The sequence below is a fragment of the Pseudomonas solani genome, from assembly GCF_026072635.1.
GTDB classification, from domain to species: Bacteria; Pseudomonadota; Gammaproteobacteria; order Pseudomonadales; family Pseudomonadaceae; genus Metapseudomonas; species Metapseudomonas solani.
In genome coordinates this window covers 2,291,011-2,317,310 of sequence record NZ_AP023081.1, presented here as the reverse complement: position 1 = coordinate 2,317,310, position 26,300 = coordinate 2,291,011, and the positions used below count along the sequence as shown (strand labels likewise).

At 66.8% G+C, this 26,300-nt stretch carries 28 protein-coding genes and 1 pseudogene; 6 read left to right on the top strand and 23 right to left on the bottom strand.

All coding sequences use genetic code 11. The features are described from left to right. Positions 1-44: 44 nt before the first annotated feature. The 5 genes from PSm6_RS10385 to PSm6_RS10365 all read right to left on the bottom strand — a co-directional run bounded on the left by PSm6_RS10385 (position 45) and on the right by PSm6_RS10365 (position 4,131). Positions 45-680: an SCO family protein gene (locus PSm6_RS10385; RefSeq protein WP_021219873.1), complete on the bottom strand. Its 636-nt coding sequence runs from the start codon at positions 678-680 to the stop codon at positions 45-47. 89 nt (positions 681-769) lie between these two features. Further along, entirely contained in the window at positions 770-1,675 is a 906-nt protein-coding gene (gene cyoE, locus PSm6_RS10380; RefSeq protein ID WP_043241920.1) for a heme o synthase, read from the bottom strand. Positions 1,676-1,698: 23 nt separating this feature from the next. Beyond that, positions 1,699-2,742 carry a COX15/CtaA family protein gene (locus PSm6_RS10375; protein WP_021219875.1) on the bottom strand — a complete coding sequence of 348 codons (1,044 nt, stop codon included), beginning with the start codon at positions 2,740-2,742 and terminating at the stop codon, positions 1,699-1,701. Between the two features lie 98 nt (positions 2,743-2,840). After that, entirely contained in the window at positions 2,841-3,428 is a 588-nt protein-coding gene (locus PSm6_RS10370; RefSeq protein ID WP_021219876.1) for a PA_0111/PP_0108 family redox-active disulfide protein, read from the bottom strand. Continuing rightward, positions 3,403-4,131 carry an SURF1 family protein gene (locus PSm6_RS10365; RefSeq protein WP_021219877.1) on the bottom strand — a complete coding sequence of 243 codons (729 nt, stop codon included), beginning with the start codon at positions 4,129-4,131 and terminating at the stop codon, positions 3,403-3,405. Before PSm6_RS10365 ends, PSm6_RS10370 begins: the two co-directional genes overlap by 26 nt. Positions 4,132-4,200: 69 nt before the next feature. Here PSm6_RS10365 and PSm6_RS10360 point away from each other — a divergent pair, with 69 nt between their 5' ends. Continuing rightward, entirely contained in the window at positions 4,201-4,404 is a 204-nt protein-coding gene (locus PSm6_RS10360; RefSeq protein ID WP_021219878.1) for a twin transmembrane helix small protein, read from the top strand. Positions 4,405-4,482: 78 nt separating this feature from the next. On the opposite strand, the gene PSm6_RS10355 is transcribed toward PSm6_RS10360, so the two are convergent. The 4 genes and pseudogenes from PSm6_RS10355 to coxB form a co-directional block, all read right to left on the bottom strand. Continuing rightward, positions 4,483-5,370 (bottom strand): cytochrome c oxidase subunit 3, encoded by an 888-nt coding sequence (locus tag PSm6_RS10355; RefSeq protein ID WP_043241918.1) that lies wholly within the window; start codon positions 5,368-5,370, stop codon positions 4,483-4,485. 25 nt (positions 5,371-5,395) lie between these two features. Further along, positions 5,396-5,946: pseudogene (locus PSm6_RS10350) on the bottom strand (cytochrome c oxidase assembly protein). A 1-nt stretch (position 5,947) separates the two neighbouring features. Continuing rightward, entirely contained in the window at positions 5,948-7,537 is a 1,590-nt protein-coding gene (ctaD, locus tag PSm6_RS10345; protein WP_021219881.1) for a cytochrome c oxidase subunit I, read from the bottom strand. A 1-nt stretch (position 7,538) separates the two neighbouring features. After that, positions 7,539-8,666, bottom strand: coding sequence for a cytochrome c oxidase subunit II (coxB, locus tag PSm6_RS10340; RefSeq protein WP_043241915.1), 1,128 nt, complete (start codon positions 8,664-8,666; stop codon positions 7,539-7,541). A gap of 375 nt (positions 8,667-9,041) precedes the next feature. Here coxB and PSm6_RS10335 point away from each other — a divergent pair, with 375 nt between their 5' ends. After that, a complete protein-coding gene (locus PSm6_RS10335; RefSeq protein ID WP_043241913.1) occupies positions 9,042-9,701 on the top strand; it encodes a hypothetical protein in 660 nt (219 codons plus the stop codon). 3 nt (positions 9,702-9,704) lie between these two features. Here PSm6_RS10335 and PSm6_RS10330 read toward each other — a convergent pair whose 3' ends face one another. The 11 genes from PSm6_RS10330 to prlC form a co-directional block, all read right to left on the bottom strand. After that, positions 9,705-11,234 (bottom strand): SulP family inorganic anion transporter, encoded by a 1,530-nt coding sequence (locus tag PSm6_RS10330; protein WP_265170185.1) that lies wholly within the window; start codon positions 11,232-11,234, stop codon positions 9,705-9,707. 71 nt (positions 11,235-11,305) lie between these two features. Next, entirely contained in the window at positions 11,306-12,028 is a 723-nt protein-coding gene (locus PSm6_RS10325) for a carbonic anhydrase (RefSeq protein WP_021219885.1), read from the bottom strand. 292 nt (positions 12,029-12,320) lie between these two features. After that, on the bottom strand, positions 12,321-13,025 hold the full coding sequence (locus PSm6_RS10320) for a carbonic anhydrase (protein ID WP_021219886.1): 705 nt from the start codon (positions 13,023-13,025) through the stop codon (positions 12,321-12,323). A gap of 148 nt (positions 13,026-13,173) precedes the next feature. Beyond that, complete coding sequence (locus PSm6_RS10315) at positions 13,174-14,232, bottom strand: PA0069 family radical SAM protein (protein ID WP_265170184.1); 1,059 nt, start codon at positions 14,230-14,232, stop codon at positions 13,174-13,176. A gap of 83 nt (positions 14,233-14,315) precedes the next feature. Next, complete coding sequence (locus PSm6_RS10310; protein ID WP_021219888.1) at positions 14,316-14,837, bottom strand: hypothetical protein; 522 nt, start codon at positions 14,835-14,837, stop codon at positions 14,316-14,318. Next, positions 14,834-15,658 (bottom strand): hypothetical protein, encoded by an 825-nt coding sequence (locus PSm6_RS10305; protein WP_021219889.1) that lies wholly within the window; start codon positions 15,656-15,658, stop codon positions 14,834-14,836. Before PSm6_RS10305 ends, PSm6_RS10310 begins: the two co-directional genes overlap by 4 nt. 128 nt (positions 15,659-15,786) lie before the next feature. Further along, the gene (locus tag PSm6_RS10300; RefSeq protein WP_043241907.1) at positions 15,787-16,428 is read right to left on the bottom strand and encodes a Vat family streptogramin A O-acetyltransferase; all 642 of its coding nucleotides are present in this window, start codon (positions 16,426-16,428) and stop codon (positions 15,787-15,789) included. Positions 16,429-16,465: 37 nt separating this feature from the next. After that, a complete protein-coding gene (locus tag PSm6_RS10295) occupies positions 16,466-17,245 on the bottom strand; it encodes a DUF3658 domain-containing protein (protein WP_043241905.1) in 780 nt (259 codons plus the stop codon). 80 nt (positions 17,246-17,325) lie between these two features. Next, positions 17,326-18,705: a hypothetical protein gene (locus PSm6_RS10290; protein WP_043241903.1), complete on the bottom strand. Its 1,380-nt coding sequence runs from the start codon at positions 18,703-18,705 to the stop codon at positions 17,326-17,328. Between the two features lie 21 nt (positions 18,706-18,726). After that, complete coding sequence (locus PSm6_RS10285; RefSeq protein ID WP_021219893.1) at positions 18,727-19,008, bottom strand: YheV family putative zinc ribbon protein; 282 nt, start codon at positions 19,006-19,008, stop codon at positions 18,727-18,729. Then, positions 19,005-21,053 carry an oligopeptidase A gene (prlC, locus tag PSm6_RS10280; protein ID WP_043241901.1) on the bottom strand — a complete coding sequence of 683 codons (2,049 nt, stop codon included), beginning with the start codon at positions 21,051-21,053 and terminating at the stop codon, positions 19,005-19,007. The genes PSm6_RS10285 and prlC overlap by 4 nt, the downstream gene beginning before the upstream one ends. A gap of 439 nt (positions 21,054-21,492) precedes the next feature. Between prlC and PSm6_RS10275 the strand changes: the two genes are divergently transcribed. Both PSm6_RS10275 and PSm6_RS10270 read left to right on the top strand, forming a co-directional pair. Continuing rightward, the gene (locus PSm6_RS10275) at positions 21,493-22,038 is read left to right on the top strand and encodes a gamma carbonic anhydrase family protein (RefSeq protein ID WP_021219896.1); all 546 of its coding nucleotides are present in this window, start codon (positions 21,493-21,495) and stop codon (positions 22,036-22,038) included. A gap of 90 nt (positions 22,039-22,128) precedes the next feature. After that, positions 22,129-22,776, top strand: a complete 648-nt coding sequence (locus PSm6_RS10270; RefSeq protein WP_043241898.1) for an HAD family hydrolase — start codon at positions 22,129-22,131, stop codon at positions 22,774-22,776. 56 nt (positions 22,777-22,832) lie between these two features. Here the strand turns inward: PSm6_RS10270 and PSm6_RS10265 are convergent, their stop codons facing one another. Together PSm6_RS10265 and PSm6_RS10260 are read right to left on the bottom strand one after the other, a co-directional pair. Next, entirely contained in the window at positions 22,833-23,066 is a 234-nt protein-coding gene (locus PSm6_RS10265) for a DUF1161 domain-containing protein (RefSeq protein WP_031287857.1), read from the bottom strand. A 31-nt stretch (positions 23,067-23,097) separates the two neighbouring features. After that, on the bottom strand, positions 23,098-24,195 hold the full coding sequence (locus tag PSm6_RS10260; RefSeq protein WP_265170183.1) for an aminopeptidase: 1,098 nt from the start codon (positions 24,193-24,195) through the stop codon (positions 23,098-23,100). Between the two features lie 49 nt (positions 24,196-24,244). Here PSm6_RS10260 and PSm6_RS10255 point away from each other — a divergent pair, with 49 nt between their 5' ends. Then, positions 24,245-24,661, top strand: coding sequence for a PA0061/PA0062 family lipoprotein (locus PSm6_RS10255; RefSeq protein ID WP_265170182.1), 417 nt, complete (start codon positions 24,245-24,247; stop codon positions 24,659-24,661). A gap of 51 nt (positions 24,662-24,712) precedes the next feature. Then, positions 24,713-25,132: a PA0061/PA0062 family lipoprotein gene (locus PSm6_RS10250; protein ID WP_265170181.1), complete on the top strand. Its 420-nt coding sequence runs from the start codon at positions 24,713-24,715 to the stop codon at positions 25,130-25,132. Between the two features lies 1 nt (position 25,133). On the opposite strand, the gene PSm6_RS10245 is transcribed toward PSm6_RS10250, so the two are convergent. Continuing rightward, positions 25,134-26,132 (bottom strand): LLM class flavin-dependent oxidoreductase, encoded by a 999-nt coding sequence (locus PSm6_RS10245; protein ID WP_265170180.1) that lies wholly within the window; start codon positions 26,130-26,132, stop codon positions 25,134-25,136. Positions 26,133-26,300: the final 168 nt, after the last annotated feature.

Genomic DNA, 26,300 nt, shown 5'->3' with positions numbered 1-26,300 from the left:
TCTTATTTTTATTGAGAATCGGTTGCAATTGAGAAAGAAACTTCTCAGCTGGCCGGTGCCAGCAGGGTGGGCAACTGGTCCTTGAGCTTCTGGTTGTTCAGCGGCGCACGGATGAAGCCGCGCTGGGTGCCGTCCGGGCCGATCACCACCAGGTTGCCGCTGTGGTCGACGGTGTAGTTTTCCTTGCTGGTGTCAGCCGGGATGAAGGGAATGCTCACGGCGTTGGCCAGCTTCTGGATCGCGGCCAGTTCGCCGGTGTAGCCGACGAAGGCCGGGTCGAAGTAGCCCAGGTACTGCTTGAGCTGCTGCGGGGTGTCGCGGTTGGGGTCGACGCTGACCAGCACCACGCGCAGGTTGTTGCGCGCCGCCTCCGGCAGCAGGCCCTTGAGCTCGCGCATCTGCGCCAGGGTGGTGGGGCAGATGTCCGGGCAGAAGGTGTAGCCGAAGAACAGCAGGCTCCATTTGTCCTTGAGTTCGTTGACCGCCACCGGCTTGCCGTCCTGGTCGGTGAGGCTGATGGACGGCAGGGTGCGGCTCTGCGGCAGCAGCACGATGCCGGCGTCGAGCAGTTGGGTCGGGTCGGCCTGGCGCTGGTTGTTGAGCACCTTGTGCACGGTCAGGCCGAGCACCAGCGCCACCAGGGCGATGAGGACGAATACGGTTTTCTGCACACGGGTCATGGGCGGTCTTCACTCGGGGATTTCGGTGGCGGCAAGACTAACCGCGAAGCGTGCCGATGGCACGGTCCGCGGTGTAACAGCCTTTGGAGTCAGATGTTCAGCAGCAGGTAGTGGTCCACCAGCAGGGCGATGAACAGCAGGAACAGGTAGGCGATAGAGTACTTGAAGGTCTTGATCGCGGCGTGCGGTCGGCTGTCGCGGTAGAGCACCCAGGCCCATTGCAGGAAGCGCCCGCCCAGGCCGATGGCGCAGACCAGGTAGAGCAGGCCGCTCATGTGGATGGCGTAGGGCAGCAGGCTCACGGCGAACATCACCAGGGTGTAGAGCAGGATGTGCACCTTGGTGTAGTGCTCGCCGTGGGTCACCGGCAGCATGGGGATGTCGGCCTTGGCGTATTCCTCCTTGCGGTGGATGGCCAGGGCCCAGAAGTGCGGCGGGGTCCAGGCGAAGATGATCAGCACCAGCAGCAGCGGCTCGGCGGACAGGTGCCCGGTGACCGCGACCCAGCCGAGCATCGGCGGGGCGGCGCCGGCGAGGCCGCCGATGACGATGTTCTGCGGCGTGGCGCGCTTGAGAAAGCCGGTGTAGATCACCGCGTAACCCAGCAGCGAGGCGAGGGTCAGCCAGGCGGTGAGCTCGTTGGTGAAGTGCAGCAGCATCACCTGCCCGGCCACCGCCAGGAGCAGGGCGAACACCAGTGCGGCGACCGGCGAGACGCGGCCGTTGACCACCGGGCGCTTGAGGGTGCGCGCCATGATCGAGTCGATGCGCCGGTCCACCACGTGGTTCACCGCCGCCGCCGACCCGGCGCACAGGGCGATGCCGAGGTTGCCGAAGATCAGCACCTCCCAGGACACGCCCGCGCGGGTGGCGAGGAACATCCCCACCAGGGAGGTGATGAGCATCAGCACCAGCACCTTGGGCTTGGTCAGTTCCAGGTAATCGCGCCAGCTGGCGTGGACCCGGGCCTCGCGTTCGCTGAGCAGAGTGGCCATGGCGTCTCTCCTTCTTCTTGTGTTCAGGCAGGCTTGCCGGCGTGCAGCCGGAGAGCCGTGGTCGCGGGGGCGGCGGCCAGGGCCGGCGCACGCACGCGGTAATTCACCAGCACCAGGGTCAACAGCAGCAGCGCACCGCCGCCGTTGTGGGCCACTGCCACGGGCAGCGGCAGGTGGAAGATCACGTTGCTGATGCCCAGCCCCACCTGCAGCGCCAGGGCGCCGAGCACCAGCACAGCGAGGCGGCCGAGGCCGGCGGCACGCAGGCGCCAGGCGAGCACCAGCAGGGTGAGGGTCACCACCAGGGCGCCGAGGCGGTGGGTCATGTGGATGGCGGTGCGGGCGTCGCTGTCCAGCTGCCCGCCCAGGTAGTTGGGGCCGATGTGCTGGCTGAGGTGGAAGCCGTTGGCGAAGTCCATCTCCGGCCACCACTGGCCGTGGCAGGTGGGCAGGTCGACACAGGCCACCGCCGCGTAGTTGGAGCTGACCCAGCCGCCGAGGGCGACCTGCCCGATCACCAGCAGCAACCCGAGGGTCGCCAGGTAGCGCAGCCGCGCGGGCAGCTGCAACGGGGCGAAGGCGCCGGACAGGCGCAGGCTGAGGAGGAACAGCAGCGCCAGGGTGGTGAAGCCGCCGAGCAAGTGCGCGGTGACCACCTGGGGCCAGAGCTTGAGGGTCACCGTCCACATGCCGAAGGCGGCCTGGGCGATGACCACGCCGAGCAGCAGCAGCGGCAACTTGTGCGGCTGCCCATCACGCCCGCGCCGCACCAGGGCATGCACGGCAAGGCCGAGGATGGCCAGGCCCAGGGTGCCGGCGAAGTAGCGGTGGATCATCTCGTTCCAGCCCTTGTCGGCCTCCACCGGCGCCTCGGGGAAATGCACCTCGGCGTGGGCCAGCTGGGCTTCGGTCTTGGGCACGCTGATAAAGCCATAGCACCCCGGCCAATCGGGGCAACCGAGGCCGGCATGGGTCAACCGGGTGTAGGCGCCCAGCAGCACCACCACCACAGCCAGCGCGGTGGCCAGCACCGCGAGGTAGAAACCGGGACGAAAAGATCGTTGCATGTGGAGAGCTCCGTTTTCTCAGCTGCAAGCTTCAAGCCTCAAGCGACAAGGGAAGAGCAGGCCTCTTGCAGCTTGTAACTTGCAGCTTGCCGCTGCCCTCAACCTATATTCGAGAGCTTCATGAGGTGCCGCAGGTCGTTGAGGATCTGCTTGCCCTTGATCTTCGCGTCGTAGCGCAGCACCAGGTTGCCATGGGGGTCGACGATCCACAGCTGCGGGCCGGTGACGTCGCTTTCCACCGCCTTGCCATAGGCCGCCGGGTCCAGCGTGTAGCGCTGCAGGCGCGGGTATTCGCGCTCCAGGGTTTGCTGGTAGTCCGCCGACAGCGGCTGCGCGGCGGCGAAGGCGTGGCTGCCGCGCTCGGCCTCGCGGCCCAGGCCGATGTGGATCTGCCGAGCGACGTACACCAGTTGCTGGCAGTCGGCCTCGCAAGCCTGGGGGGCGGTGACCAGCAGCTGCCACAGCGCAGGCTCCCCGGCGCCCTGCACGCCGAGGTCGGCGCGGGTCTGGCCGTTGCCGATCAGCGCGCCGTGGTAGCTGCGCCCCTCCGGCACCCAGAAGCGCAGCTTGTACATGGCCGAGGCCAGCACCATGGGGCCGAGTACCACCGCGAGGATCAGCAGCAGCTGCAGGCGCCCGCGCGTACGGCGCGGCGGCGTATCAGGCAGAGCGAGGGCTGGATTCATCCGTTAACTCCCGTGCTTGGCGAAAACCGAAATAGGTGAAGAGGGCGCAGAGGGCCGCCGCCATGGCGAACCACTGCACCGCGTAACCGAGGTGTTTTTCCGGCCCCATGGCCACCACCGGCCAGTCGGCTTCATAGGCGGCGAAACCGGGCTCGATGCGCAGCTCGAAGGGCAGGCCGCCACGGCCGAGCTTCTGCCACAGGGCACGTGGCTCGACCTGGTTGATCAGTTGCGGCCACTCGGCGCTTTCCACGTGCTTGAGCTCGAAGGCGGCGCCGGGCGGCACATAGACCCAGGCGTCGAGGGCCAGGGGCTGGTGCGGGGTGTCGAATTGCGGCGGGGTGCGCCGGTCCGGCCAGGGCAGCCAGCCCCGGTTGACCAGCAGCCAAAGCCCGCTGGCCTGGTCGTAGAAGGGTTGCAGCAGTTCGACGCCGGGCTTGCCGGCGCGAATGCGGCTGTCCAGCAGCAGGCTGTGCTGGTCATCGAAACTGCCCTGCAGGCGCACCCGCACATAGGCCGGATCGGGCAGGCGTTCGAGTTCGGTGATGGCGATGGGTTCGGCGCTGCGACGCGCTTCGTAGCCGGCCAGCAGCTGGCGCTTCTCCTCGGCGCGGGACAGTTGCCAGACGCCCAGGCCGACGAGCAGGGGCAGCAGCGCCAGCACCACGAGGGTGGGCACGAGGCCGGGGCGGAAGGCCCTCAACCGACGTGGCCTGGAGCCTGGAAAGCTCTGGCTATACTGCACAACGTCCCCCTTGCCCCGGATTCGCCCATGCTCAAGGCGCTTATCGTTTTCATGCTGCTGGCCACCGTGGTCAGCCTGTTCAGCGGCCTGTTCTTCCTGGTCAAGGACGAGGGCCGCGGTTCACGCGTGGTCAACGCCCTCACCGTCCGTGTCGTCCTTGCCGCTCTCACCCTCGGCCTCGTCGCCTGGGGCTTCTACAGCGGCCAACTGGTGTCGCATACGACCTGGTAACCAGAGCTGGAAGCTTGAAGCCAGAAGCTGGAAGAAGAACTGCTTCGGGCTTCCCGCTTCCGGCTTCCAGCTGCTTTTTCAAAGCACATACACAAAGATGAACAGCCCCACCCAGACCACGTCGACGAAGTGCCAGTACCAGCTGGCGGCTTCGAAGCCGAAGTGGTGGTCGGCGTCGAAGTGCCCGCGCAGGATGCGCACCAGCATCACCGTGAGAATCAGCGTGCCCATGGTCACGTGGGCGCCGTGGAAGCCGGTGAGCATGAAGAAGGTGGCGCCGTAGATGCCCGAGCCGAGGGTCAGGCCCAGTTCGGTGTAGGCGTGGATGTATTCCTCGGCCTGCAGGGCGAGGAAGGCCACGCCGAGGAGGATGGTCAGCGCCAGCCAGATCTTCAGCAGCTTGCGGTTGGCCTTCTTCAGCGCGTGGTGGGCGAAGGTCACGGTGAAACTGGAGGACACCAGCAGGAGGGTGTTGATCAGCGGCAGGTGCCAGGGGTCGATCACCTCCTTGGGCCCGGGGAAGAGTTTCGGGTCGGGGGTGTTGAGCAGCGGCCAGGTGTATTGGAAGTTGGGCCAGAGCATGTTGGCCACACCCTTGTCGCCCTCGCCGCCGAGCCAGGGACCGGCCCAGGTGCGCACGTAGAACAGCGCGCCGAAGAAGGCGGCGAAGAACATCACCTCGGAGAAGATGAACCAGCTCATGCCCCAGCGGAACGAGCGGTCCATCTGCGGGCTGTAGAGCCCGCCGCGGCTTTCCTTGATCACCGCGCCGAACCAGCCGAACAGCATGTACGCCAGGCACAGGGCGCCGACGAAGAAGATCAGCGGGCCGTTGGAATCCGGGCGGGCGGCCTTGAGGTCGTTGAACCAGGTGCCCAGGCCGTAGACGGTGACGAGCATGCCGATGGTGGCGATGATCGGCCATTTGCTCTGGGCGGGAACGTAATACTGCTCGTGACTTGCCATCGTTGTTGTTCTCCTTGTCGGCGCGTCAGCTGCCGGTCTTGGCGACCGGGGGCTTGCGGGCCGTGATATCGAACAGCGTGTAAGCGAGTGTCAGGTGGTGCACGTCGGGCGGCAGGTCGCGGTCGACGATGAAGCGCACCGGCATTTCGATGCGCTCGCCCGGTTGCAGGACCTGCTGGGTGAAGCAGAAGCATTCGGTCTTGTGGAAGTACGCGGCAGCCTTGGACGGCGAGATGCTCGGCACCGCCTGGGCGGTCATGGGCTTGTCCGTCGTGTTGTGGGCGATGAACAGCATCTCGTTGCTGGCCCCGGGTGCACCACCAGGTCGTCCGCCTTGGAGCGGAATTCCCAGGTCATGTCCGCCGAGTTGGTGGCGAGGAACTGCACCCGCACCTGGCGTTGCTCGTCCAGCGCCTGGCTGCCTTCGTAGGCGGAGGCATTGGTCTTGCCGTTGATGCCGAAGGCCACGCACATCACTTCGTAGATCGGCACCAGGGCGAAACCGAAGCCGAACATCGCCACCACCAGCACCAGCAGGCGTGGAATCAGGCGGCGATTGTTCAGTTCCCCGCTCATCTCACTTCACCTCCGGCGGGGTGCTGAAGGTGTGGTACGGCGCCGGCGAGGGCACGGTCCACTCCAGCCCTTCGGCACCGTCCCATGGCTTGGCCGGTGCGGGTTTGCCGCCACGGATGCACTTGATGACGATGAACAGGAAGAGCAGCTGGGTGGCGCCGAAGGTGAAGGCGCCGATGGAGGAGATCATGTTGAAGTCGGCGAACTGCAGGTTGTAGTCCGGGATGCGTCGCGGCATGCCGGCCAGCCCCACGAAGTGCATGGGGAAGAACGCCATGTTCATGCCGATGAAGCTCATCCAGAAATGCAGCTTGCCGAGGGTCTCGTCGTACATGTGGCCGGTCCACTTCGGCAGCCAGTAATAGGCCGAGGCGAAGATGCCGAAGATGGCGCCGGGCACCAGCACGTAGTGGAAGTGGGCCACCACGAAGTAGGTGTCGTGGTACTGGAAGTCCGCCGGGGCGATGGCCAGCATCAGCCCGGAGAAGCCGCCGATGGTGAAGAGGATGACGAAGGCCACCGCGAACAGCATCGGTGTCTCGAAGGTCATCGAGCCCTGCCACATGGTGCTGGCCCAGTTGAACACCTTCACCCCGGTGGGCACGGCGATCAGCATGGTGGCGTACATGAAGAACAGCTCGCCGGTCAGCGGGATGCCGACCACGAACATGTGGTGCGCCCAGACGATGAAGGAAAGGAAGGCGATGGAGGCCGTGGCGTAGACCATCGAGGTGTAGCCGAACAGCGGCTTGCGCGCGAAGGCCGGGATGATCGAGCTGACCGCGCCGAAGGCGGGCAGGATCATGATGTACACCTCGGGGTGGCCGAAGAACCAGAACACGTGCTGGAACAGCACCGGGTCGCCGCCGCCGGCCGCGCTGAAGAAGCTGGTGCCGAAGTGGATGTCCATCAGCATCATGGTCACGCAGCCCGCCAGCACCGGCATCACCGCGATAAGCAGGAAGGCGGTGATCAGCCAGGTCCAGACGAACAGCGGCATCTTCATCAGGGTCATGCCTGGGGCACGCAGGTTGAGGATGGTGGCGATCACGTTGATCGCGCCCATGATCGAGCTGATGCCCATCAGGTGGATGGCGAAGATGAAGTAGGTGACGCTCTCCGGCGCGTAGGTAGTGGACAGCGGCGCGTAGAAGGTCCAGCCGAAGTTGGGCCCGCCGCCGGCGGTGAACAGGGTGCTGATGAGCAGGCCGAAGGCGGCGGGCAACAGCCAGAAGCTGAAGTTGTTCATGCGCGGCAGGGCCATGTCCGGCGCGCCGACCATCAGCGGGATCATCCAGTTGGCCAGGCCGACGAAGGCCGGCATCACCGCGCCGAAGACCATGATCAGGCCGTGCATGGTGGTCATCTGGTTGAAGAAGGCCGGTTCGACGATCTGCAGCCCGGGCTGGAACAGCTCGGCGCGGATCACCATCGCCATGGAACCCCCGAGGAGGAACATGGCGAAGGCGAACCACAGGTACATGGTGCCGATGTCCTTGTGGTTGGTGGTGAGCACCCAGCGCATCAGGCCCTTGGCCGGGCCGTGGTGGTGATCATGCCCGGCATGATCGTGGTCGATCACTGCACTCATGTCATTTCTCCTCGGCTTGCTTGAGCGCAAGCACTTCTTTCGGCGTCACCATGTCGCCCTTGGCGTTACCCCAGGCGTTGCGTTCGTAGGTGATGACGGCGGCGATATCGACTTCCGACAGCTGCTTGCCGAAGGCGGCCATCGCGGTGCCGGGTTTGCCGTGGAAGACGATGCTGAGGTGGTCTTCCTTCGGCCCGGTGGCGATCTTCGAGCCCTTGAGCGCCGGGAACATGGGCGGCATGCCCTGGCCCTCGGCCTGGTGACAGGCGGCGCAGGTGGTGTGGTAGACCTTGTCGCCACGGGCGGTGAGCTCTTCGAGCGTCCACTCCTTGTCGGTCAGCTCCTTGAGCTTGGCCACCTCTTCCTTGCGGCCGGCGAGCCACTTGGCGAAGTCCTCCTTGGACTTGGCCTCGACCACGATGGGCATGAAGCCGTGGTCCTTGCCGCACAGCTCGGCGCACTGGCCGCGGTAGATGCCGGGCTTGTCGATGCGTGTCCAGGCTTCGTTGACGAAGCCGGGGATGGCGTCACGCTTGACCGCCAGCGCCGGTACCCACCAGGAGTGGATGACGTCGGCGGCGGTGATCAGGAAGCGCACCTTGGTGCCCACCGGGATCACCAGCGGCTCGTCCACCTCCAGCAGGTAGTGCTCGTCCTTCTCCGCCTTGTTGTGGATCTGCTCGGCGGGGGTGGCGAGGTTGCTGAAGAATTCGACGTCCTGGCCCAGGTACTTGTAGTTCCACTTCCACTGGTAGCCGGTGACCTGGATATCCAGCTCGGATTCGGAACTGTCGTAGATGTCGATCAGGGTCTTGGTGGCAGGTATCGCCATCAGCACCAGGATGACGAAGGGCACGACCGTCCAGAGGATCTCCACCGTGGTGCTCTCGTGGAAATGCGCCGGCTCCTGGCCGGTGGAGCGACGGTGGATGATCATCGACCAGAACATGGCACCGAACACGATCACGCCGATGACGACGCAGATCCAGAAGATGGTCATGTGCAGATCGAAAACGGTACGACTGACCTCGGTGGCACCGGGCGTCATGTTGACGGTCCAGGCGGCCTGCGCCTGGCTGAAAATCGACCACAGCAGGAGTCCCATCCAGACTCGTGGATGTCGCATCATTGCGGGTTCCCCTTATCGTTCTTGTTATCCCGCCGGCTGGGCCAGCGGCTAAGGGAGCGGTCGTTAATACGGCTGACTTTAACGGCCGACCTTCAGCACGTGGTGCACAGTCGGGTGTCATCAGGTATCGCCTTTCGAGTCGGAGTATAGACACCGACTTGAAGCTGGCAACGCGATGGGAAAATTGGCGCAAGGGCCGCAAGCCTTGTCCTAAACGCCACGGCTGGCGCGGGGTTGGCGGGAGCGCGCGGTGCCCGTTATCGCGACCATGCATAAGCATTGCGGCATTATGACAATCGGGTCTTAGCTGGCCGCCGAGGCGAGCTAAGTTGTGTCTTCCCCTCCCTTCGATCCATGTCCTATCCAGGAGCAGTCATGAATACCCTCGCCCTGCGCGAACTCATCCAGCGAGCCCACGAACAGGAAGCCCGGAGCGGGCACCTGGCGCGCATCCTCTCCACCCAGCTGGACCGCCTCCACCCCGCCATCCGCCTGCCCGACGACGACGCCCAGGGCGTGCTGGCGCGCTTCGTCAGCGCTTATATCGAACAGGTGCCGGACGTGCTCGATGCTGCCGCCAATGTCGCCCGCGAAGCCGGTATCGAGGCCCAGGTGAAGCCGGTGCTGAAGGTGGCCGAGCAGTTCTTCCTGCAGCCGCCGAGCATGGTGGAAGGCCACGAGGGCCTGGACGGCCTGCTTGACGAGGCCTACCTCGCCCACCGCCTGGTGGAGGAAGTCAACGACCGCTACATCGCCCACCTCGGCGAACCGCTGATCCCCCTGGACACCACCGTGGCCAACCTCATCGCCCACCGGCTGATCGGCGAACCCTTCGCCAACCAGCTGGACGAAGCCGTGCACCATGCAGTGGACGGCATGCTCGACGAGGCAGTGTTCGAGCGCGCCTCGGTGCAGCACTACCGCGACAGGCTGCACGACCCAAAGGTGGAAGCGGCGTGGAAGCGCTGGCCCTGCCTCTCGCGCCAGCTCGGCGTCGAACTGCAGCTGGACCAGGCACAACGCGCCGCCAGCTGATCTTCAGACGGCGCGGCCGCGCAGGCTGAGCAGCCGTCCCTCCAGGCGCCGGTTCAGGGCACAGGGCTCGATCTGCAGGGCCCCACCCTGGCGCTGCGCGGCGCGCCCCCAATCCTCCAGCAGTTCCATGCAGGCATGGTCGATGTAACTGAGGTTATCCAGCGGCACCTGCAGCCGCGTGCCCGGCTCCACCCCCTCCAGCACCCGCGCCAGCTGCGGCACCCGCAGGAAGGTAGCGGCGCCGGCCAGGCGCAGCTCGGCCTCGCCGGGGGCACCCTGCACCAGGGCGACTTTCAGGCGCGAAGCCTTCCAGGCCAGCTTGGCCAGGGTCAGGGCGAAGCCGATGAGCACGCCGCTGAGCAGGTCGAAGGCGACGATGCCCAGTGCCGTGGCGGCATAGATCAGCAAGGGTGCGCGACCGTAGCGCGAGAGGCTGCGCATGGCCTTGGCATCCACCAGCTTGAAGCCGGTGAACACCAGCACGCCGGCCAGGGCGGCCACCGGGATGCTCTGCAGTACCGCCGGCAACAGCGCCACGAAAGCCAGCAGCCAGGCACCGTGCAGCACGGCGGACAAGCGCGTGCGGGCGCCGGCCTGGACGTTGGCCGAGCTGCGCACGATCACCCCGGTCATGGGCAGCGCGCCGAGTACGCCACAGAGCAGGTTGCCCACGCCCTGGGCCGACAGCTCGCGGTCCAGGTCGGAGCGCGGCCCAGCGTGCATGCGGTCTACGGCGGCGGCGGAAAGCAGCGTCTCGGCACTGGCGACGAAGGCCACCACCAGCGCCGCCAAAAGGATCTGCGGGTCGGCCAGGCCGAGCAGGTCGGCCGGTCGCAGCCAGTCGATGGCTTCGCCCAGGGTGGCCGGCACCGTCACCCGTTGCACATCGAGCGCCAGGGCCAGGCTGGCCAAGGTCGCCAGGCTGACACCGATCAGCGCGCCGGGCAGGAAACGCAGCGACTGCGGGCGCCAGCGCTCCCAGCCCCACATGCAGGCGATGGTGCCCAGGCCCAGCGCCGCGGCGGCCAGGCCGCCGCCGGAACCGACCTGGGCGAGCGCGTTGATCAGCGTCTCGGGGAACGCCAGCAGGTTCTCCAGACCCGAGGCGTGGGGCCTGGCATCGAACATCACATGCACCTGCGACATCACGATGAGCGCGCCGATGCCGGCGAGCATGCCGTAGACCACCGCTGGCGCCGTGACCCGGAACCAGCAGCCCAGGCGCAGGCGGCCTGCGCACAGCTGCAACAGCCCGGCCAGCACCAGGATCGGCCCGAGCATGGCCATGCCGTGCTCGCGCACCAGCTCGAAGACCAGCACGGCGAGGCCCGCCGCCGGCCCGCTGACCTGCAACGGCGAGCCCGCCAGCCAGCCGACCACCAGGCCGCCGACGATGCCGGTGATCAGGCCCTTGGCCGGCGGCATGCCGGAGGCGATGGCGATGCCCATGCACAGTGGCAGGGCGACGAGGAAGACCACCACCGAGGCCAGCAGGTCCCGGGGTAGCGTGGATTGAAGGGAAGCAAGGCGCATGTCGCGATCTCCTGCGGCACGAAAGGGGGACGCGCGGCGGTCTCGGCCGCCACGGCGTATGGGGAGGGGCGTCAGGACGCCAGGTAGCGCGGGCGCGGTGTCGCCATGGCGGCGCGGCCTTGCTCCAGCGGCCGGAAGCGGCCGGCCTCGGCGTCGTAGGCGCGGATGGCGGCGGTCTCGATGTCGTAGACCCAGCCGTGGATGAACAGCTGGCCGGCGGCCAGGCGCGCGGCCACCGCCGGATGGGTGCGCAGGTGGTCGAGCTGGGCCACCACGTTCTCCTCGGTGAGCACGCCGAGGGCATCGTGGCCCACGCAATCGCAGTTGCGTTCCACCAGGCTGCGGGCCACCTCGGCGTGGCGCAGCCAGGCGCTGACGGTGGGCATGCCGTTCAGGGATTCCGGGGCCAGCACCGCCTTCATGGCGCCGCAGTCGGAATGGCCGCAGACGATGAGGTGCTGCACGCCCAGGGCCATGACCGCGTACTCGATGGCGGTGGAGACGCCACCGTTCATCTGGCCGTAGGGCGGCACCAGGTTGCCGACGTTGCGGGTAACGAAGAGATCGCCCGGCGCGCTGTGGGTGATCAGCTCAGGGGCCACCCGCGAGTCGGCGCAGGTGATGAACATGGCCCGCGGCGACTGGCGCTGCGCCAGCTGCTGGAAGAGGGCGCGTTGCCGGGGGAAGGTCTCCTCGCGAAAGCGCCGGCAGCCCTGCACAAGGGTGTCGAAGGCGGCCTGGGCGTCGATGTCGTCGGAGGGGGCGGGCGGGATGCTGCGGATGTCCTGGTTCATGGTTTCTCCTGTTTGCGTTCCGAGCGGGCCGATGGCCCTCGTGACCTGCCGCTTGATGGCAGATTGCAACCCGACCGGGCGGTCGGGATGGAGAAAAACCTTAGGCGCGCAGACTTAACTCAAACTGAAGAAACCGCTCTGGAATGAGCATTACAGACGAATGGCCGATAGCAGTCTGCCAGCCCGGACTGGTGATGGGACGACCGTGCAGAAGTTCGACGCAGCGAAAGCGCAGCCACGAGAGGAAGGAAGGGAACGGACGGCGCCCCGGCCGCAGCCGGGGCGCCGGGGCTCACAGGTAGCGGGCGCGGGGCGTGGCCATCGGCAGCGGGCCATCACCGATGGTGCGGAAGCGACCGCTCTCGGCGTCGTAGGCGCGGATGGCGGCGGTCTCGATGTCGTAGACCCAGCCATGGATGAACAGCTGGCCGCTGGCCAGGCGCGCCGCCACCGAGGGGTGGGTGCGCAGGTGGTCGAGCTGGGCCACCACGTTCTCCTCGGTGAGCACACCGAGGGTTTCGTGGTTGGCGCAGCCGCAGTTCTCGGCGACCACGGTGCGGGCCACTTCGGCATGGCGCAGCCAGGCCTTGACGGTGGGCATGCGCTCCAGCTGCTCGGGGTTGAGCACCGCCTTCATGGCGCCGCAGTCGGAGTGGCCGCAGATGATGATGTGGTGCACGCCGAGGGCCATGACGGCGAACTCGATGGCGGTGGAAACGCCACCGTTCATCTGCCCGTAGGGCGGTACCACGTTGCCGACGTTGCGGGTGACGAACAGGTCGCCGGGGGAGCTCTGGGTGATCAGTTCCGGGACGATTCGCGAGTCGGCGCAGGTGATGAACATGGCGCGGGGTTTCTGCTCATGGGCCAGGCGCTTGAACAGCTCTTCCTGCTCCGGGTAGACCTGATCGCGGAAACGCTGGAAACCTTCGACGATGTTGCGCAGCGCTTCTTCAGCGCTTTCCTGGGTTTGCGGGGTATCGTGCTCGTCGCTCATGCCGACCTCGTTCGCCTTGGGACTCTGTAGGGGAAAGTGGGATTACTTTACCGATATAGTCGGATTTATCCGACCCCCTACAGGACACCGTTCGGCGTGTTCCGGTCACACTTCGGCCCCGCAAAAGCCCTTCCGCCCATCCTTTCGCTCACAGCAACGCCATCTGCCCCCCAGGCGGACAGAAGCGCGAGCAGTCCAGCGCCACGTCGCCACGTTTCTCCAGGCCCAGGCGGCGCATGGCGACGGCGAAGCGCTGGGCCAGCAGCTGGGCGAAGGCGCCTTCACCGCTGAAGCGCTTGCCGAAGCGGCTGTCGTAGACCTCGCCGCCCCGGCACTGGCGGATGATGCTCATCACATGGGCAGCCCGTTGCGGGTAGTGGGCCTGCAGCCACTCCTCGAACAGCGGCGCCACCTCCCGGGGCAGGCGCACCAGCATGTAGGAGGCGCTGCGCGCACCGGCGTCGCGGGCGGCTTCCAGCAGGCTTTCCAGCTCGCTGTCGTTGATCATCGGGATCATCGGCGAGCAGAGCACGCCCACCGGAATACGGTTTTCACGCAGCACGCGGATCGCCCGCAGGCGCGCGGAGGGCGCGGCGGCGCGGGGCTCGAGCACGCGCTTGAGTTCGTCGTCGAGGGTGGTGAGGCTGATCATCACCTTGACCAGGCGCTGCTCGGCCAGCTGGCTCAACAGGTCGAGATCGCGCAGCACCAGCGAGCCCTTGGTGACGATGGTCAATGGGTGGCGGTAGCGCAGTAGCACTTCGAGTATCTGCCGGGTCAGGCGATGCTCGCGCTCGATGGGTTGGTAAGGGTCGGTATTGGCACCCAGGGCGATGGGCGCGCACTGGTAGCCGGGCTTGCTCAGCTGTTGCTCCAGCAGGGCGGCGGCGTTGGTCTTGGCGATCAGCCGGGTTTCGAAATCGATGCCCGGGGACATGTCCCAATAGGCGTGGCTGGGCCGCGCATAGCAGTAGATGCAGCCGTGTTCACAGCCGCGATAGGGGTTTATCGAGCGGTCGAAGGGCAGGTCGGGCGACTGGTTGCGGGCGATGATGCTCTTGGCCGTCTCGATGCGCACTTCGGTGGCGCGGGTTGGCGGCACCTCCTGGTACCAGCCGTCGTCCTCGGCCACCGAGAGGGTCGGGGCGAAACGGTTGAACGGGTTGCTGCCGGTGCCCCGGCCACGGGGCGGGAGGGTGACGGACATGGCGAGGCGCTCCGGAAAATACTGTATGCATGAACAGTATATTCTTACAGCGTCCTGCGCCAGCCGGTTTTCGTCGGAAAGCCCTACTCGTCCTCGTCGGACTCGCTCGGCGGGGTGAAGGGCTCGATCAGGTATTGGCGGCCGTGGGCCTTGCAGTCGGCGAGGGTGCCCTCGGCCGAGGAGCGCAGTTGCAGGAAGCTGCTGCCGAAGCGCTGCTCGTCGGTGTCCACCAGGCCGTCCTTGAGGTCCACGCTGTTGGCCATGGCCATGGAGTCGGCGTACTTGAACGCATCGCTCACGCCGGATTTGCCGGTCCACAGGACGATGCGCTGGCCTTCCTGCCAATGCACCGCCGCCTTGCGCTTGCCATCCGGCCACTGGTAGCCGACCACGCAGAAGTGGTTGGCGCTGTCGTTGCGCTTGGCCTGCACCAGCAGGTAGCGCATGTCCTGCTCGGGGTCGGCGAAGGCCTTGTCCTCGGCGATGTCGAAACGCGCCACCTGGCCGGTGTAGATCGACGGGCCGAAGGACTCGGCCGCGCAGGCACCGAGGGTGACGAAAAGCAGGGCGCCGGAGAAGAGTCCGGCCAGGCGTGAGCTGTTCATTTCTTCGGTTTACCCGGGTTGTTGGGGTTGTCGATAAAGGCCTGGGTGAGGCTGAAGAAGGTCTGGCCACCCTTGTCCACCGCCTTGATGAAGTAGCCGCCCGGGTCGCTGCCTTCGGTCATCCAGCCATAGACCGGCGGCTTGTAGGGCTTGGCGACACTCTTGCCCGCCGCCACGTCCAGCGCGTTCTGCACATGCTGGCGGACGAAGGAGAAACGCAGGTCGCTGCCATCGTTGGCCAACCGCAGGTAGCTGTCGATCTTGCCTTCCTTGGCGCCGATGGCCGGATAGTTGCCGAACCCCTCGAACTGCAGCGGGTCACGGGCGGTGATGAAGCCGGTCATGGTCTTGTTGGCGGGCTTGCCGAAGTGCTTCGGTTCGGAGAACGCCATGCGGTTCTCGATCACCTGGCGCATCAGCTGCATGGAGAACAGCGCCTCCTCCAGGCCTCCCGCGTTCTTCGGCACCACCGACTCGGCCAGCAACAGGCGCGCGAGGCAGCCTTCGTCGGTCTTGCCATCGGGCAGCGTCAGCGCTTCCAGCACGGTGATGACCACGTGGATGCCCGAGGGCAGGTCATCGACGGCGGAAAAGGCTTCGACGCGCACCGACTGGCAGGCGCGCAGGGCCTTGATGGTGATGCTCTGCTCGCTCTGGCGGTCGTTGGCGTCCTGCTTCACTTCCAGGCAGGTGTTGGCGCTCTTGATGCGGTAATGCTTCTTGCCCGGCCCCAGGCCGTTGAGCTTCAGCTTGAGCACGTTGCCGACCACCAGTTCGAGGCTGCCGACGACCGGAAGTTTGTTGCGGGTAAAGGTGGGCACCTGGGGTCTCCTTGCTGTATTGCCGCCCTCTGCGACGGCTCCCTGTGCAGCGGGGCACAGCAGGGAAAACTACTCCCGGCCCCGCGCCGGGGCAAGGTGCCCGCTCGGCGGAAGTGACGCAGTTCGCCTCAGCCTTCCCGGGCGCAGCGCTCCAGGGCGTCGAGATCGGCGGCCATGATCGCCGCCATGTGCCGGCTGATCTTCTCCACCGGCCAGTCCCACCAGGCCAGGGCGAGCAGGCGTTCCACCACTTCATCGGGGAAGCGCCGCTTCAGCGGTTCGGCCGGGTTGCCGCCGACGATGCTGTAGGGCGCCACGTCGCGGGTCACCACCGAGCGCGAGGAAATGATGGCGCCATCACCGATCTTCACCCCGGGCATGATCAGCGCCTCGTAGCCGATCCACACGTCGTTGCCGATCAGGGTGTCGCCCTTGTTGGGAAACTCGGACAGCTCCGGCATGTGCCGCTCCCAGCCACCGCCGAAGATCTGGAAGGGGTAGGTGGAGAAGCCGGAGAGCTTGTGGTTGGCGCCGTTCATGATGAACTTCACCCCGCGCGCGATGGCGCAGAAGCGCCCGATCACCAGGCGATCGCCGATGAAGGGGAAGAGATAGAGCACGTTGCGCTCGAAGTTCTCCGAGTCATCCGGGTCGTCGTAATAGGTGTATTCGCCGATCTCGATCTGCGGGTTGTTCACCGTGTTGCGGATGAAGCAGACCTGCGGGAAGCCCGCCATGGGATGCGGGTTGCGGGGGTCGGGTCCGTGCATGAAGCCTCCGGCTCGAAGGAATGAGTGCAGCCCGGAATCAACCGGGCAGGCGCACCTGCAGGCCGCCGTAGCCATTGGCACCGGGTTCGCCCTCGATCTGGACCCGGCCCTGGACGGCCAGTTCCCGAGCGCGCCAGAAGAGGAAGAAGTCGGTGGCGAAGAAGCCGTCGCAATGGCCCATGACATCGGCCATCACCCGGCCCAGCGGGCGCCATTCAGGGGTGCAGCGCTCCAGCAGGTCGGCATCGATAAAGCTGAAGTCTTCACCCTGGAAGGCCCCCTCGCGCCAGCGGCGGATGCCCGCGCCCTCGGCCAGTACGCCACGCCACTGGTTGGCCAGTTGCTGGCGGCGCTCCGGCCCCACCAGTTTGGGCAGGTACAGCTCGGCGAGTTCGGCCGGCGCCCGCATGGCCACCGCGCGGCGGCTGGCCACGCGGCTGTCGCCGCTGCCGCAGGGCACTTCCCAGAGGGGCAGCTCGCTGTGCTCCAGGGCCGCCGCGATGCGGGCCAGCAGCAGTTGCTCGGAGGCGCTGTCGCCATGCCAGACGGTGACCGCATGACTCTGCCCGGCCAGGCCGGCGAGCCATTGGGCGTCTTCGCCCAGGCCACTTTCGAAGTCCGGCACCGGCTGCACCGCAACCGGCCATACCGCGCGCCAGAAGGCGGCACGGCGGGTACAGGGCGGCTGTTCGATGCCGCTCAGCGGGCCGACGGCGAGGTCATCGCGCAGCACCCGCAGGAACTGCCGCGCCACCTCCTCGCCAAGCACGAAGGCGACGCCTTCGACCGCGTTGTCACCGCATACCAAGTGCCACATGACGCCCTCTCTGAACCCTTGTACACGCAGGGGAAGATCCACCTGGGTGTCGGAATCTAACACTGTCATAAGCGCCACGCTCAAGGCTGCTGGCGCTGCAGCCCCTGGATGACTTCCGCCTCGAATGCCTTGCCGCTTTCCATCGCCTGCTCCGGTTCAGCCCGCTGCAACAGGCCGCGCTCGAATGCCGCGCTCACCGCAGCATTGGGGCCGGCCAGCACCAGCGACATCTGGTCGCCACTGGCCAGCGGCACAAATGCCACGTCCAGCCGGCGGTCATCGGCGACTCGCTGCAGCAGTTGCAGCACGGCCTGGACGTCGTACCAGTCGCCGTAGTTCTGCGCTTCCAGGCGATAGACCGAGCCATCGGCATAGGCACTCAGCCGGTAGGGGCCCTGGTCGTCCGCCGGGTAGCGCTCCTCGAACACCACATCCTGCAGCGTCGACCCGGCCAGGCGCGCCAGGCGCCGCAACAGCGAATCGTGCTGGTTGGGGAACATCCCGGTCTCGGTGTCGAAGCCGTACAGGTAGTCGGCGGCACTCAGCAGGAACTCCGGGTCGGCACTGGCCTGCTCATCCACCTTGAGCGCCTGCACCCGGCTGAAGCCGAGGGTAGCCAGCTCGGCGATGCGACGCGCGACAAGAGCCCTGTCGACGTGCGGCTCGTCCTCGCCCTGAGCCTCTGCCCCGTAGTGCGGCGAGGGGCTGCACATCGGATCGCGCAGGCGACGCTGGCAGGCCGCCTGCGCCAGTGCGCGTCCCTGAGGGTCGTCGCTCCGCAGGAAAGCCAGTGCGACCTGGTCGGCCTTGTCCTGGTCGGTGATCCGCCCATGGATGCGCAACAACGCACGGTTGGCCTCGGCCTGTTTCAGGTGCACGAGGGTGAAGGCGGCGGCGCGCAGCTCATAGGCTTCAGCGCTCGGGATCATCGCGGTGACGGCCTGCTCCAGGCGCGGCTCGAAAGCGGGCAAGGGCGCTTCCTGCCCGGCGTAGAACGCCAGCACCGCGCGGGCCGGCGTATCCGGGCGCAACAGCAAGGGACGGTCCGATGCCTGGGCGCAGCCCTTTGCGAAAGGTACGGAGACGATGCGGCGGATCAGGTCGTCCGGCCCTTGCAGGCTGCGCCGGGCGAAGGTGCAGAACGCCGGTGACAGCTCGCTGAACTGCAAGTGCGATTGCCACAGGCGCTCGACCGCGACGGCCTCCGTCGGGCGGACCTGGGCCATTGCCGAACGCCAGCGCTGTAACCAGGGCTCGCTGCCATCGGCGATCTGGTCCAGGGCATGGGCGACGGGTGGGAAACGGCGGGTGTCCTGGTCCCAGGCCCGCAGGTCGGCCGCGCTGTGAGGCAACGCGGCGCCATAACGCGCGGGCAGTGCCGCAGGCTCGCGGGTGATTTCGCTGGCGACGACAAGGCCGCTGGCCAATGCCAGCAGGCCACAGAGCATCAGACGGGTCATCGGCCCTCCCTGGCCTTCAATTCACTCGCTGGGTTTCTTCAGCTTGGGATTGGGGAAGAACTGCACGCCCTGGACCTTGGGGTCGGCCGGCTTGGGCACAGCCTTGTTGACCCGCGTCCCCAGCTCCTTGGGCACGGACTGGCCCTGGGCGTTGAGGGTATCGGCATAGCCGCAGGCCACGCACTGGCGGTGCGGTACGCCGTCCTCGTCCCACATCTGGATGCGGTCCTGCTCGCTGCACGCCGGGCACACGGCACCGGCGATGAAGCGTTTCTTGGTGACGTTCACGGGGCCTTCGCTCATGCGGCCTCCGCGGACAGGCCGAGGTGGCGCAGCAGGGCGTCGATGGAGGGCTCGCGGCCGCGGAAGTCGACGAACAGCACCATGGGCTCCTGGGAGCCGCCACGGGCGAGGATGGCCTCGCGGAAGGCGCGGCCGGTGTCGGGGTTGAACACGCCCTCTTCCTCGAACTTGGAGAAGGCATCGGCGGAGAGCACTTCCGCCCACTTGTAGCTGTAGTAACCGGCCGCGTAACCGCCGGCGAAGATGTGCGCGAAGCTGTTGGCGAAGCGGTTGAAGGCCGGCGGGCGCATCACCGAGACCTCGGCGCGGATGCCTTCGAGCACCTCCAGCACGCTGCGGCCGTCGCCGTGGGTGGCGTGCAGCTCGAAGTCGAACAGGGAGAACTCCAGCTGGCGCACCATCATCAGGCCGGACTGGAAGTTCTTCGCGGCGAGCATCTTGTCCAGCAGGTCCTGGGGCAGGGCCTCGCCGCTCTGGTAGTGGCCGGAGATCAGCGCCAGGCCTTCCGGCTCCCAGCACCAGTTCTCCATAAACTGGCTGGGCAGCTCGACCGCATCCCAGGCCACGCCGTTGATGCCGGAGGCGCCGGCGTGCTCGACGCGGGTCAGCAGGTGGTGCAGGCCGTGGCCGAATTCGTGGAACAGGGTGGTGACTTCATCGTGGGTCAGCAGCGCGGGCTTGTCGCCCACGGCCGGGGTGAAGTTGCACACCAGGTTGGCCACCGGGCTCACCAGCGTGCCGGCGGACGTGCGGCGCTTGTCGCGGGCACCGTCCATCCAGGCACCACCGCGCTTGTTGGCACGGGCGTAGAGGTCGAAGAAGAAACGGCCGACGTGCTGGCCGTTCTCGCTGATCTCGAACAGGCGCACGTCCGGGTGCCAGGTGTCGAAGCCCGACAGCTCGCGGATCTCGATGCCGTAGAGCTTCTGCACGATGGCGAAGAGGCCGGTGAGCACCTTGTCGATGGGGAAGTAGGCGCGGAGGATTTCCTGGGAAATGCTGTAGCGCTGCTCACGCAGCTTCTCGGCGTAGTAGCCGGTGTCCCAGCTCTGCAGGTCGTCCAGGCCCTGTTCGGCGGCGAAGGCACGCAACTCGTCGAGGTCCTGCTTGGCGAAGGGCTTGCTGCGCACGGCCAGGTCGCGGAGGAAGCTCAGCACCTGGTCGCTGGTCTCGGCCATCTTGGTGGCCAGGCTCAGTTCGGCGTAGCTGCCGAAGCCGAGCAGGGCGGCCAGCTCCTGGCGCAGGTCGAGGATCTGCTCCATCACCGGGCCGTTGTCATTCTGGCCGGCGTTGGGGCCCTGGTCGGAGGCGCGGGTGCAGTAGGCGGTGTAGACCTCTTCGCGCAGGGCGCGGTCGTTGGCGTAGGTCATCACCGCGTAATAGCTGGGGAACTCCAGGCTGATCAGCCAGCCGTCCAGGCCCTTGGCCTGGGCCGCCTGCTTCATCTGGGCGCGGGCGGATTCGGTGAGGCCATCCAGTGCGGCTTCGTCGCTGACGTGCTTGGTCCAGGCCTGGGTGGCGTCCAGCAGCTGGTTGGAGAAGCGGCTGGTGAGCTCGGAGAGCTTCATCTGAATTTCGCCATAGCGCTGCTGCTTGTCGCTCGGCAGGTCGATGCCGGACAGGCGGAAGTCGCGCAGGGCGTGTTCGAGGATGGTCTTCTGCGCCACGTCGAAGCCGGCGGCCTCGGGGCTGCTGGCCAGGGCCTCGTAGGCCTGGAACAGTTCGCGGTTCTGGCCCAGCTCGGTCCAGTACTCGGACAGCTTGGGCAGGCAGGCCTCGTAAGCGCTGCGCAGCTCGGCGCTGTTGCACACGGCGTTGAGGTGGCTCACGGGGCTCCAGGCGCGGCCCAGGCGTTCGCCCAGTTCGTCCAGCGCCAGCACCAGGCCTTGCCAGGTGGGCGTGCCTTCCTGGCGGGCGAGCAGCGCGTCGATGGCGGCACGGCTGTCAGCGAGGATGGTGTCGATGGCGGGCTCTACATGCTCCGGGCGGATGGCGGAGTAGGGCGGCAGGTCGAAGTCCTGAAGGAGGGGATTGCTGGAGCTCACGGCATTCACCTGTTGCGTCTGGAAAGGTTGATGGAGCGTAGATACCGGGAAAGAGAGAGAGGGGGCACAAGGCCCCCTCCTGAATCATTTCCTGCGCCTGGACAAGTGCCAGGAACCGTTCAATGGCATCCCGCTCACCCCCCGGGCGATCTTCTGGATCTGCCCCCACGCCGCAGATAGGCGGCGACCTGGGATTCGAGGGATTCACGGGTTACCGTGGCCGCTGCGACTTTGGTTCTGTTCGCAGAGGATCTGAAACGCAAGGTAGTCATGGACTCTCTCCTTTTCCAGAGACGGCCAGCCACATTGCCAGATTTTTGACGGTCCTACGCCGGGTGCACCTGATGAGTGGGACAACCGACGCGCCACGAGGTTTAACCCGGGTCGATGGCGTTCATCTTAATTACAATCGGCGCACAACGCAGCCACAGGACTTTCTATGAGCGCGATAAGAACCTACCGGGGCACCGCTCCACAGCTGGCCGAGCGGGTTTTCGTCGACCGATCCGCCGTGGTCATCGGCGATGTCGAACTGGGCGATGACAGCTCCGTCTGGCCCTTCGCCCTGATTCGCGGCGACATGCACCGTATCCGCATCGGGGCACGTACCAGCGTGCAGGACGGCAGTGTCCTGCATATCACCCACGCCGGTCCCTTCAACCCGGACGGCTTTCCCCTGCTCGTCGGCGACGATGTGACCATAGGACACAAGGTCACCCTGCACGGCTGCACCCTGGGCAACCGCATCCTGGTGGGCATGGGCAGCATCGTCATGGACGGCGTCGTGGTGGAAGACGAGGTGGTGATCGGCGCCGGCAGCCTGGTACCTCCGGGCAAGCGCCTGGAAAGCGGCTACCTCTATGTCGGCAGCCCGGTGAAGCAGGCCCGCCCGCTGAGCGACAAGGAAAAGGCCTTCTTCACTTACAGCGCCGCCAACTACGTGAAGCTGAAGGACCTGCATATCGCCGAGGGATACGACCAGTGACGCCACCGGCCGGCCATGCCCAGCAGATGCTCGGCATGGTCGGCCAACCCCGCTATCCTGCCCACCCCCGAGCACAGACCGCCTCAAGCCATGCACCAGCAGAACATCCTCTTCGACCTCGATGGCACCCTCACCGACCCGCGCGAGGGCATCACCCGCTCGATCCAGTACGCCCTGGGCAAGCTGGATATCCACGAGCCGGACCTGGCGCGCCTGGAGCACTTCATCGGCCCGCCGCTGCTGCAGTGCTTCATGCAGACCTACGCCTTCGACGAGCCCCGTGCCTGGGAGGCGGTGAACCACTACCGCGACCGTTTCAAGGTCACCGGCCTCTACGAGAACCGCGTGTTCGACGGCGTCGCCGAACTACTGAGGATGCTCGGCGAGCAGGGCCGCACCCTGTACATCGCCACCAGCAAGCCGGCGGTGTTCGCCCGCGAGATCGCCCGGCACTTCGATTTCGCCAAGCACTTCAAGGTGATCTACGGCAGCGAGCTGGACGGCACCCGCACCAACAAGGTGGAGCTGATCCGCCACCTGCTGGACGAGGAAGGGCTGGACCCGGCCGAGACACTGATGATCGGCGACCGCAAGCACGACCTGATCGGCGCCCGGGAAAACGGCCTGCAGGCCATTGGCGTCGGCTACGGTTTCGGCAGCCATGAGGAATTGATGGCGGAAGCCCCGGCCTGGTACTTCGCCACCCTGGCGGAGATGCACCAGGCCTTCGCGCGCTAGCACTCGGGCTCTCGGCAGGTAGCCCGGGCTTCAACCCGGGAGATTCAACGCAAGGCTCAGGTCCCGTTGCGCTGGTAGACGATCTTCTTCGTGCCGTTCTCGCAGGTGCCGACCACCATGTTCGGGTCCTCCACCTCGGCGGCCGGCACGATCTCCAGCGTATAGGCGGTCACCCCGGCGGCCTGGATCTTCACCTCGATCTCCTGCTTGAGTTCCTCGCACGGCTTGGGTGCCGCCACGGCGGCGCTGCCCAGCAGGCCGAGCAACACGGCCAATCCCCATCTGTTCATCGCACACCTCCTCTGTCAGGCGAATCCACGTTCATTCGACCGATGCGGCCACCGGCGAGTTCTCCGGCATCAACGCGGCCACAGCCGCCTGGCGTTGCATGGGCTCGAGCGCGGCCAGCGCCGCCACTCGCTCGTAGAAATCGGTCCAGCCGGCACTGCGTCGGTACAGCTCGGCGAAGGCCGGCACCCAGCGGTCGTAGAGGCCGAAGGGCAGCAACTTGGCGTTGTTCAGCGGGCTTTCGATCCAGCCGTCGTAGCGGCCGACACCCTGCCACTGGCTGTCGCGCAGCTGGCGGTAATCACGGCGCAGGCGCTCGAACTCGGCCTGCTTGGCCGCGCGCTGCTCGGCATCCGGGCGGTCGCTGGCGTAGAGCCTCTCCAGGCGCTCGCGGCTGGCCAGCACCAGCGCGGTGAACTGCTCGCGCTGGCGCACGCCCTCCTCGCCACCCGCCGGCAGGCCCTGGCTGGCACGCCACTGGCGCAAGCCCTCGCGCTCGACGAAGCTGGCGAAGGATTCGTTGAAGGCACTGTCGTCGGCGACATACAGCTTCTGGTGTGCCAGCTCATGGAAGATCACCGCCGCCAGCCGGTCCTCGTCCCAGCGCACCATGCTGCTGAGGATGGGGTCGTCGAACCAGCCCAGGGTGGAATAGGCCTCGACGCCGCCGATCCAGGTATCCAGCCCCTCCTCGCGCATCAGCGCCGCAGCACCACGGGCGCGGCCCGGCTGGTAATAGCCGCGATAGGCGACGCAGCCGGCAATGGGGAAGCAGTGGGTGATGGGCGCCAGGGACAGCTCCGGCGTGGCGAACACATTCCACACCACGAAGGGCCTGTGGATATCCGCATAGACGCGGTAGCTGCCATTGTCCGGCAGGGCCAGCTCGGCGCTGGCGAAAACCCGCGCCCGCTGCGAGAGCGCTAGGCGCTGGCGCAAGGTGGCGTCGCGGCTGGGGTCGGCGAGCACCCGGGCCACCGGCTCCCGGGCGTGCAGCAACTGCAGCTGCCCGCTGGCCAGCTGGCCGTAGTAGTCCAGGCTGGAGCAACCGTTCAGCGCCAGGGCGAGCAGCAACGGAACCGCAAGGGTGCGGACGCGGTCGAGAGAGGCTAGAAGAATGGTGGCCGGCATGGCGTGAAGCTAGCGCATGGGCCCACCGCACGCCATAAGGAGTTGCCGCATGCGTCGCCTGCTTCCCACTGTCCTGCTGCTCAACCTCGGCGGCTGCTCGCTGATCATGCCGAGCCACGACCCCGACCAGGCCTGGGTCGACCTCGACCAGCCGGACAAGCACGCCCTGCAGGCGGCCAGCGTGGACCGCCAGCCCCTGGAGGACGATCGCTACTTCCAGGTGACCCCCGGCAGCCATGAACTGGAAGTGCGCTTCAGCTTCGATGTGGACGGCCACGACATCGGCCCCCAGCGCGAAGCCATGACCCGCACCTGCCTGCTGAAGCTGGACTACCCGGCGTTCAGCGCCGGCCAGCGCTACGAACTCAAGGCCGGCGGCATCGGCTTCCGCCCCTGGGCGCGGCTCTATACCGACGACAACCGCGAAGTGGCGCGAGCCCGGGAAAGTCGCTGCGGCGATGTCTGAAAACGGGCGGCGGGTTTATCCTGCACGCCACGCCCTCCCGAGGACTCCGCCATGCGCAAGCTACCCGCCGCGCTCCTGCTGGCCAGCCTGACCGCCTGCGCCGGCCCGCTGCCCCAACCCGACCCGGCTCAGGCCTGGATCGACCTGCGCGGCGAGCCGGGCACCAGCTTCATGGCCGACCGCCTGGACGGCAAGCGCACCGCCGACGGCCGCTACTACCAGGTCAGCCCAGGCCGCCACGAACTGGAGATGCGCTACCAGTTCGAGGTCTCCAGCGGCGGCAGCCTCAATAGCGATTCCGGTTCCTTCCAACTCACCTGCCACGTGCGCATCCGTTACGACGGCTTCGTCGCCGGCGAGCGCTACCGCATCGACGCCCGGCCCATCGTCATGCGCCCGCAGGTGCTGATGTACGACGCCCAGCGCAACGTGGTGGCGCGGGGCGACACCCTGGGTTGCGGGCCGATCTGACTCAGCCGCGCAGGTCGGCGAGGATGTCGAAGGCGCGCAGGCGGTGTTCGTGCTGGTAGACGTCGCAGGTGAAGATCAGCTCGTCCGCGCCGGTCTGCTCCAGCAGCACCTCCAGCTTGCCGCGGATCTTCTCCGGCCCGCCCACCATGGCCATCGCCAGGAAGCTGCCGACCGCCTCCTTCTCGTGGGGCAACCAGCGCCCAGCCATGCTGTCCACCGGCGGGCGCAGCACCAGGCTCTCGCCGCGCATCAGGCTCAGTACACGCTGGTAGACGGTGGTGGCGAGGAAGTCCGCCTCCTCGTCCGTGGGCGCCGCCACCAGCGGCACGCCGAGCATCACGTAGGGCGCATCGAGCACCGCCGAGGGGCGGAAGTGGTTGCGGTACACGCGTATCGCCTCGTGCATGTAGCGCGGTGCGAAGTGCGAAGCGAAGGCGTAGGGCAAGCCCTTCTGCCCGGCCAGCTGGGCGCTGAACAGGCTGGAGCCGAGCAGCCAGATCGGCACATGGGTGTCCATGCCGGGCATGGCGATGACCTTCTGGCCTTCCAGGCGCGGGCCGAGCAACAGCTCCAGCTCTTCCACGTCCTGGGGGAAATCGTCGGCGCTGCCGGAACGCTCGCGGCGCAGGGCACGGGCGGTCAGGTGGTCGGCGCCCGGCGCGCGGCCGAGGCCCAGCTCGATGCGCCCCGGGTAGAGCGTGGCGAGGGTGCCGAACTGCTCGGCCACCACCAGCGGCGCGTGGTTGGGCAGCATGATTCCGCCGGAGCCGAGGCGCAGCGTCGAGGTATTGGCCGCCAGGTAACCCAGCAGCACCGAAGTGGCGGAGCTGGCGATGCCTTCCATGTTGTGGTGCTCGGCCACCCAGAAGCGCGAGAAACCGAGCTGCTCCACATGGCGCGCCAGGGCCAGGGAGTTGTGCAGCGCCTGGGCGGGGCCGCCATCGTCGCGGATGGGGGCCAGGTCGAGGACGGAAAGGGGCAGGGAAGAAAGGGCTGACATAGCGAAGGGACCTTGCTCAGGGGAAGACTCACGCCTTCCGTAAGACACAGGCGAGCTACTGTAGGCCTACCCGGCGGCAGCCACCAGAAGGCACTTTTCGGTAACCAGGGCACCTCCGGGTAAGCCATGGGGCCCGCCGGGCGCCCATAAAAAAGCCGGCGCGAACGC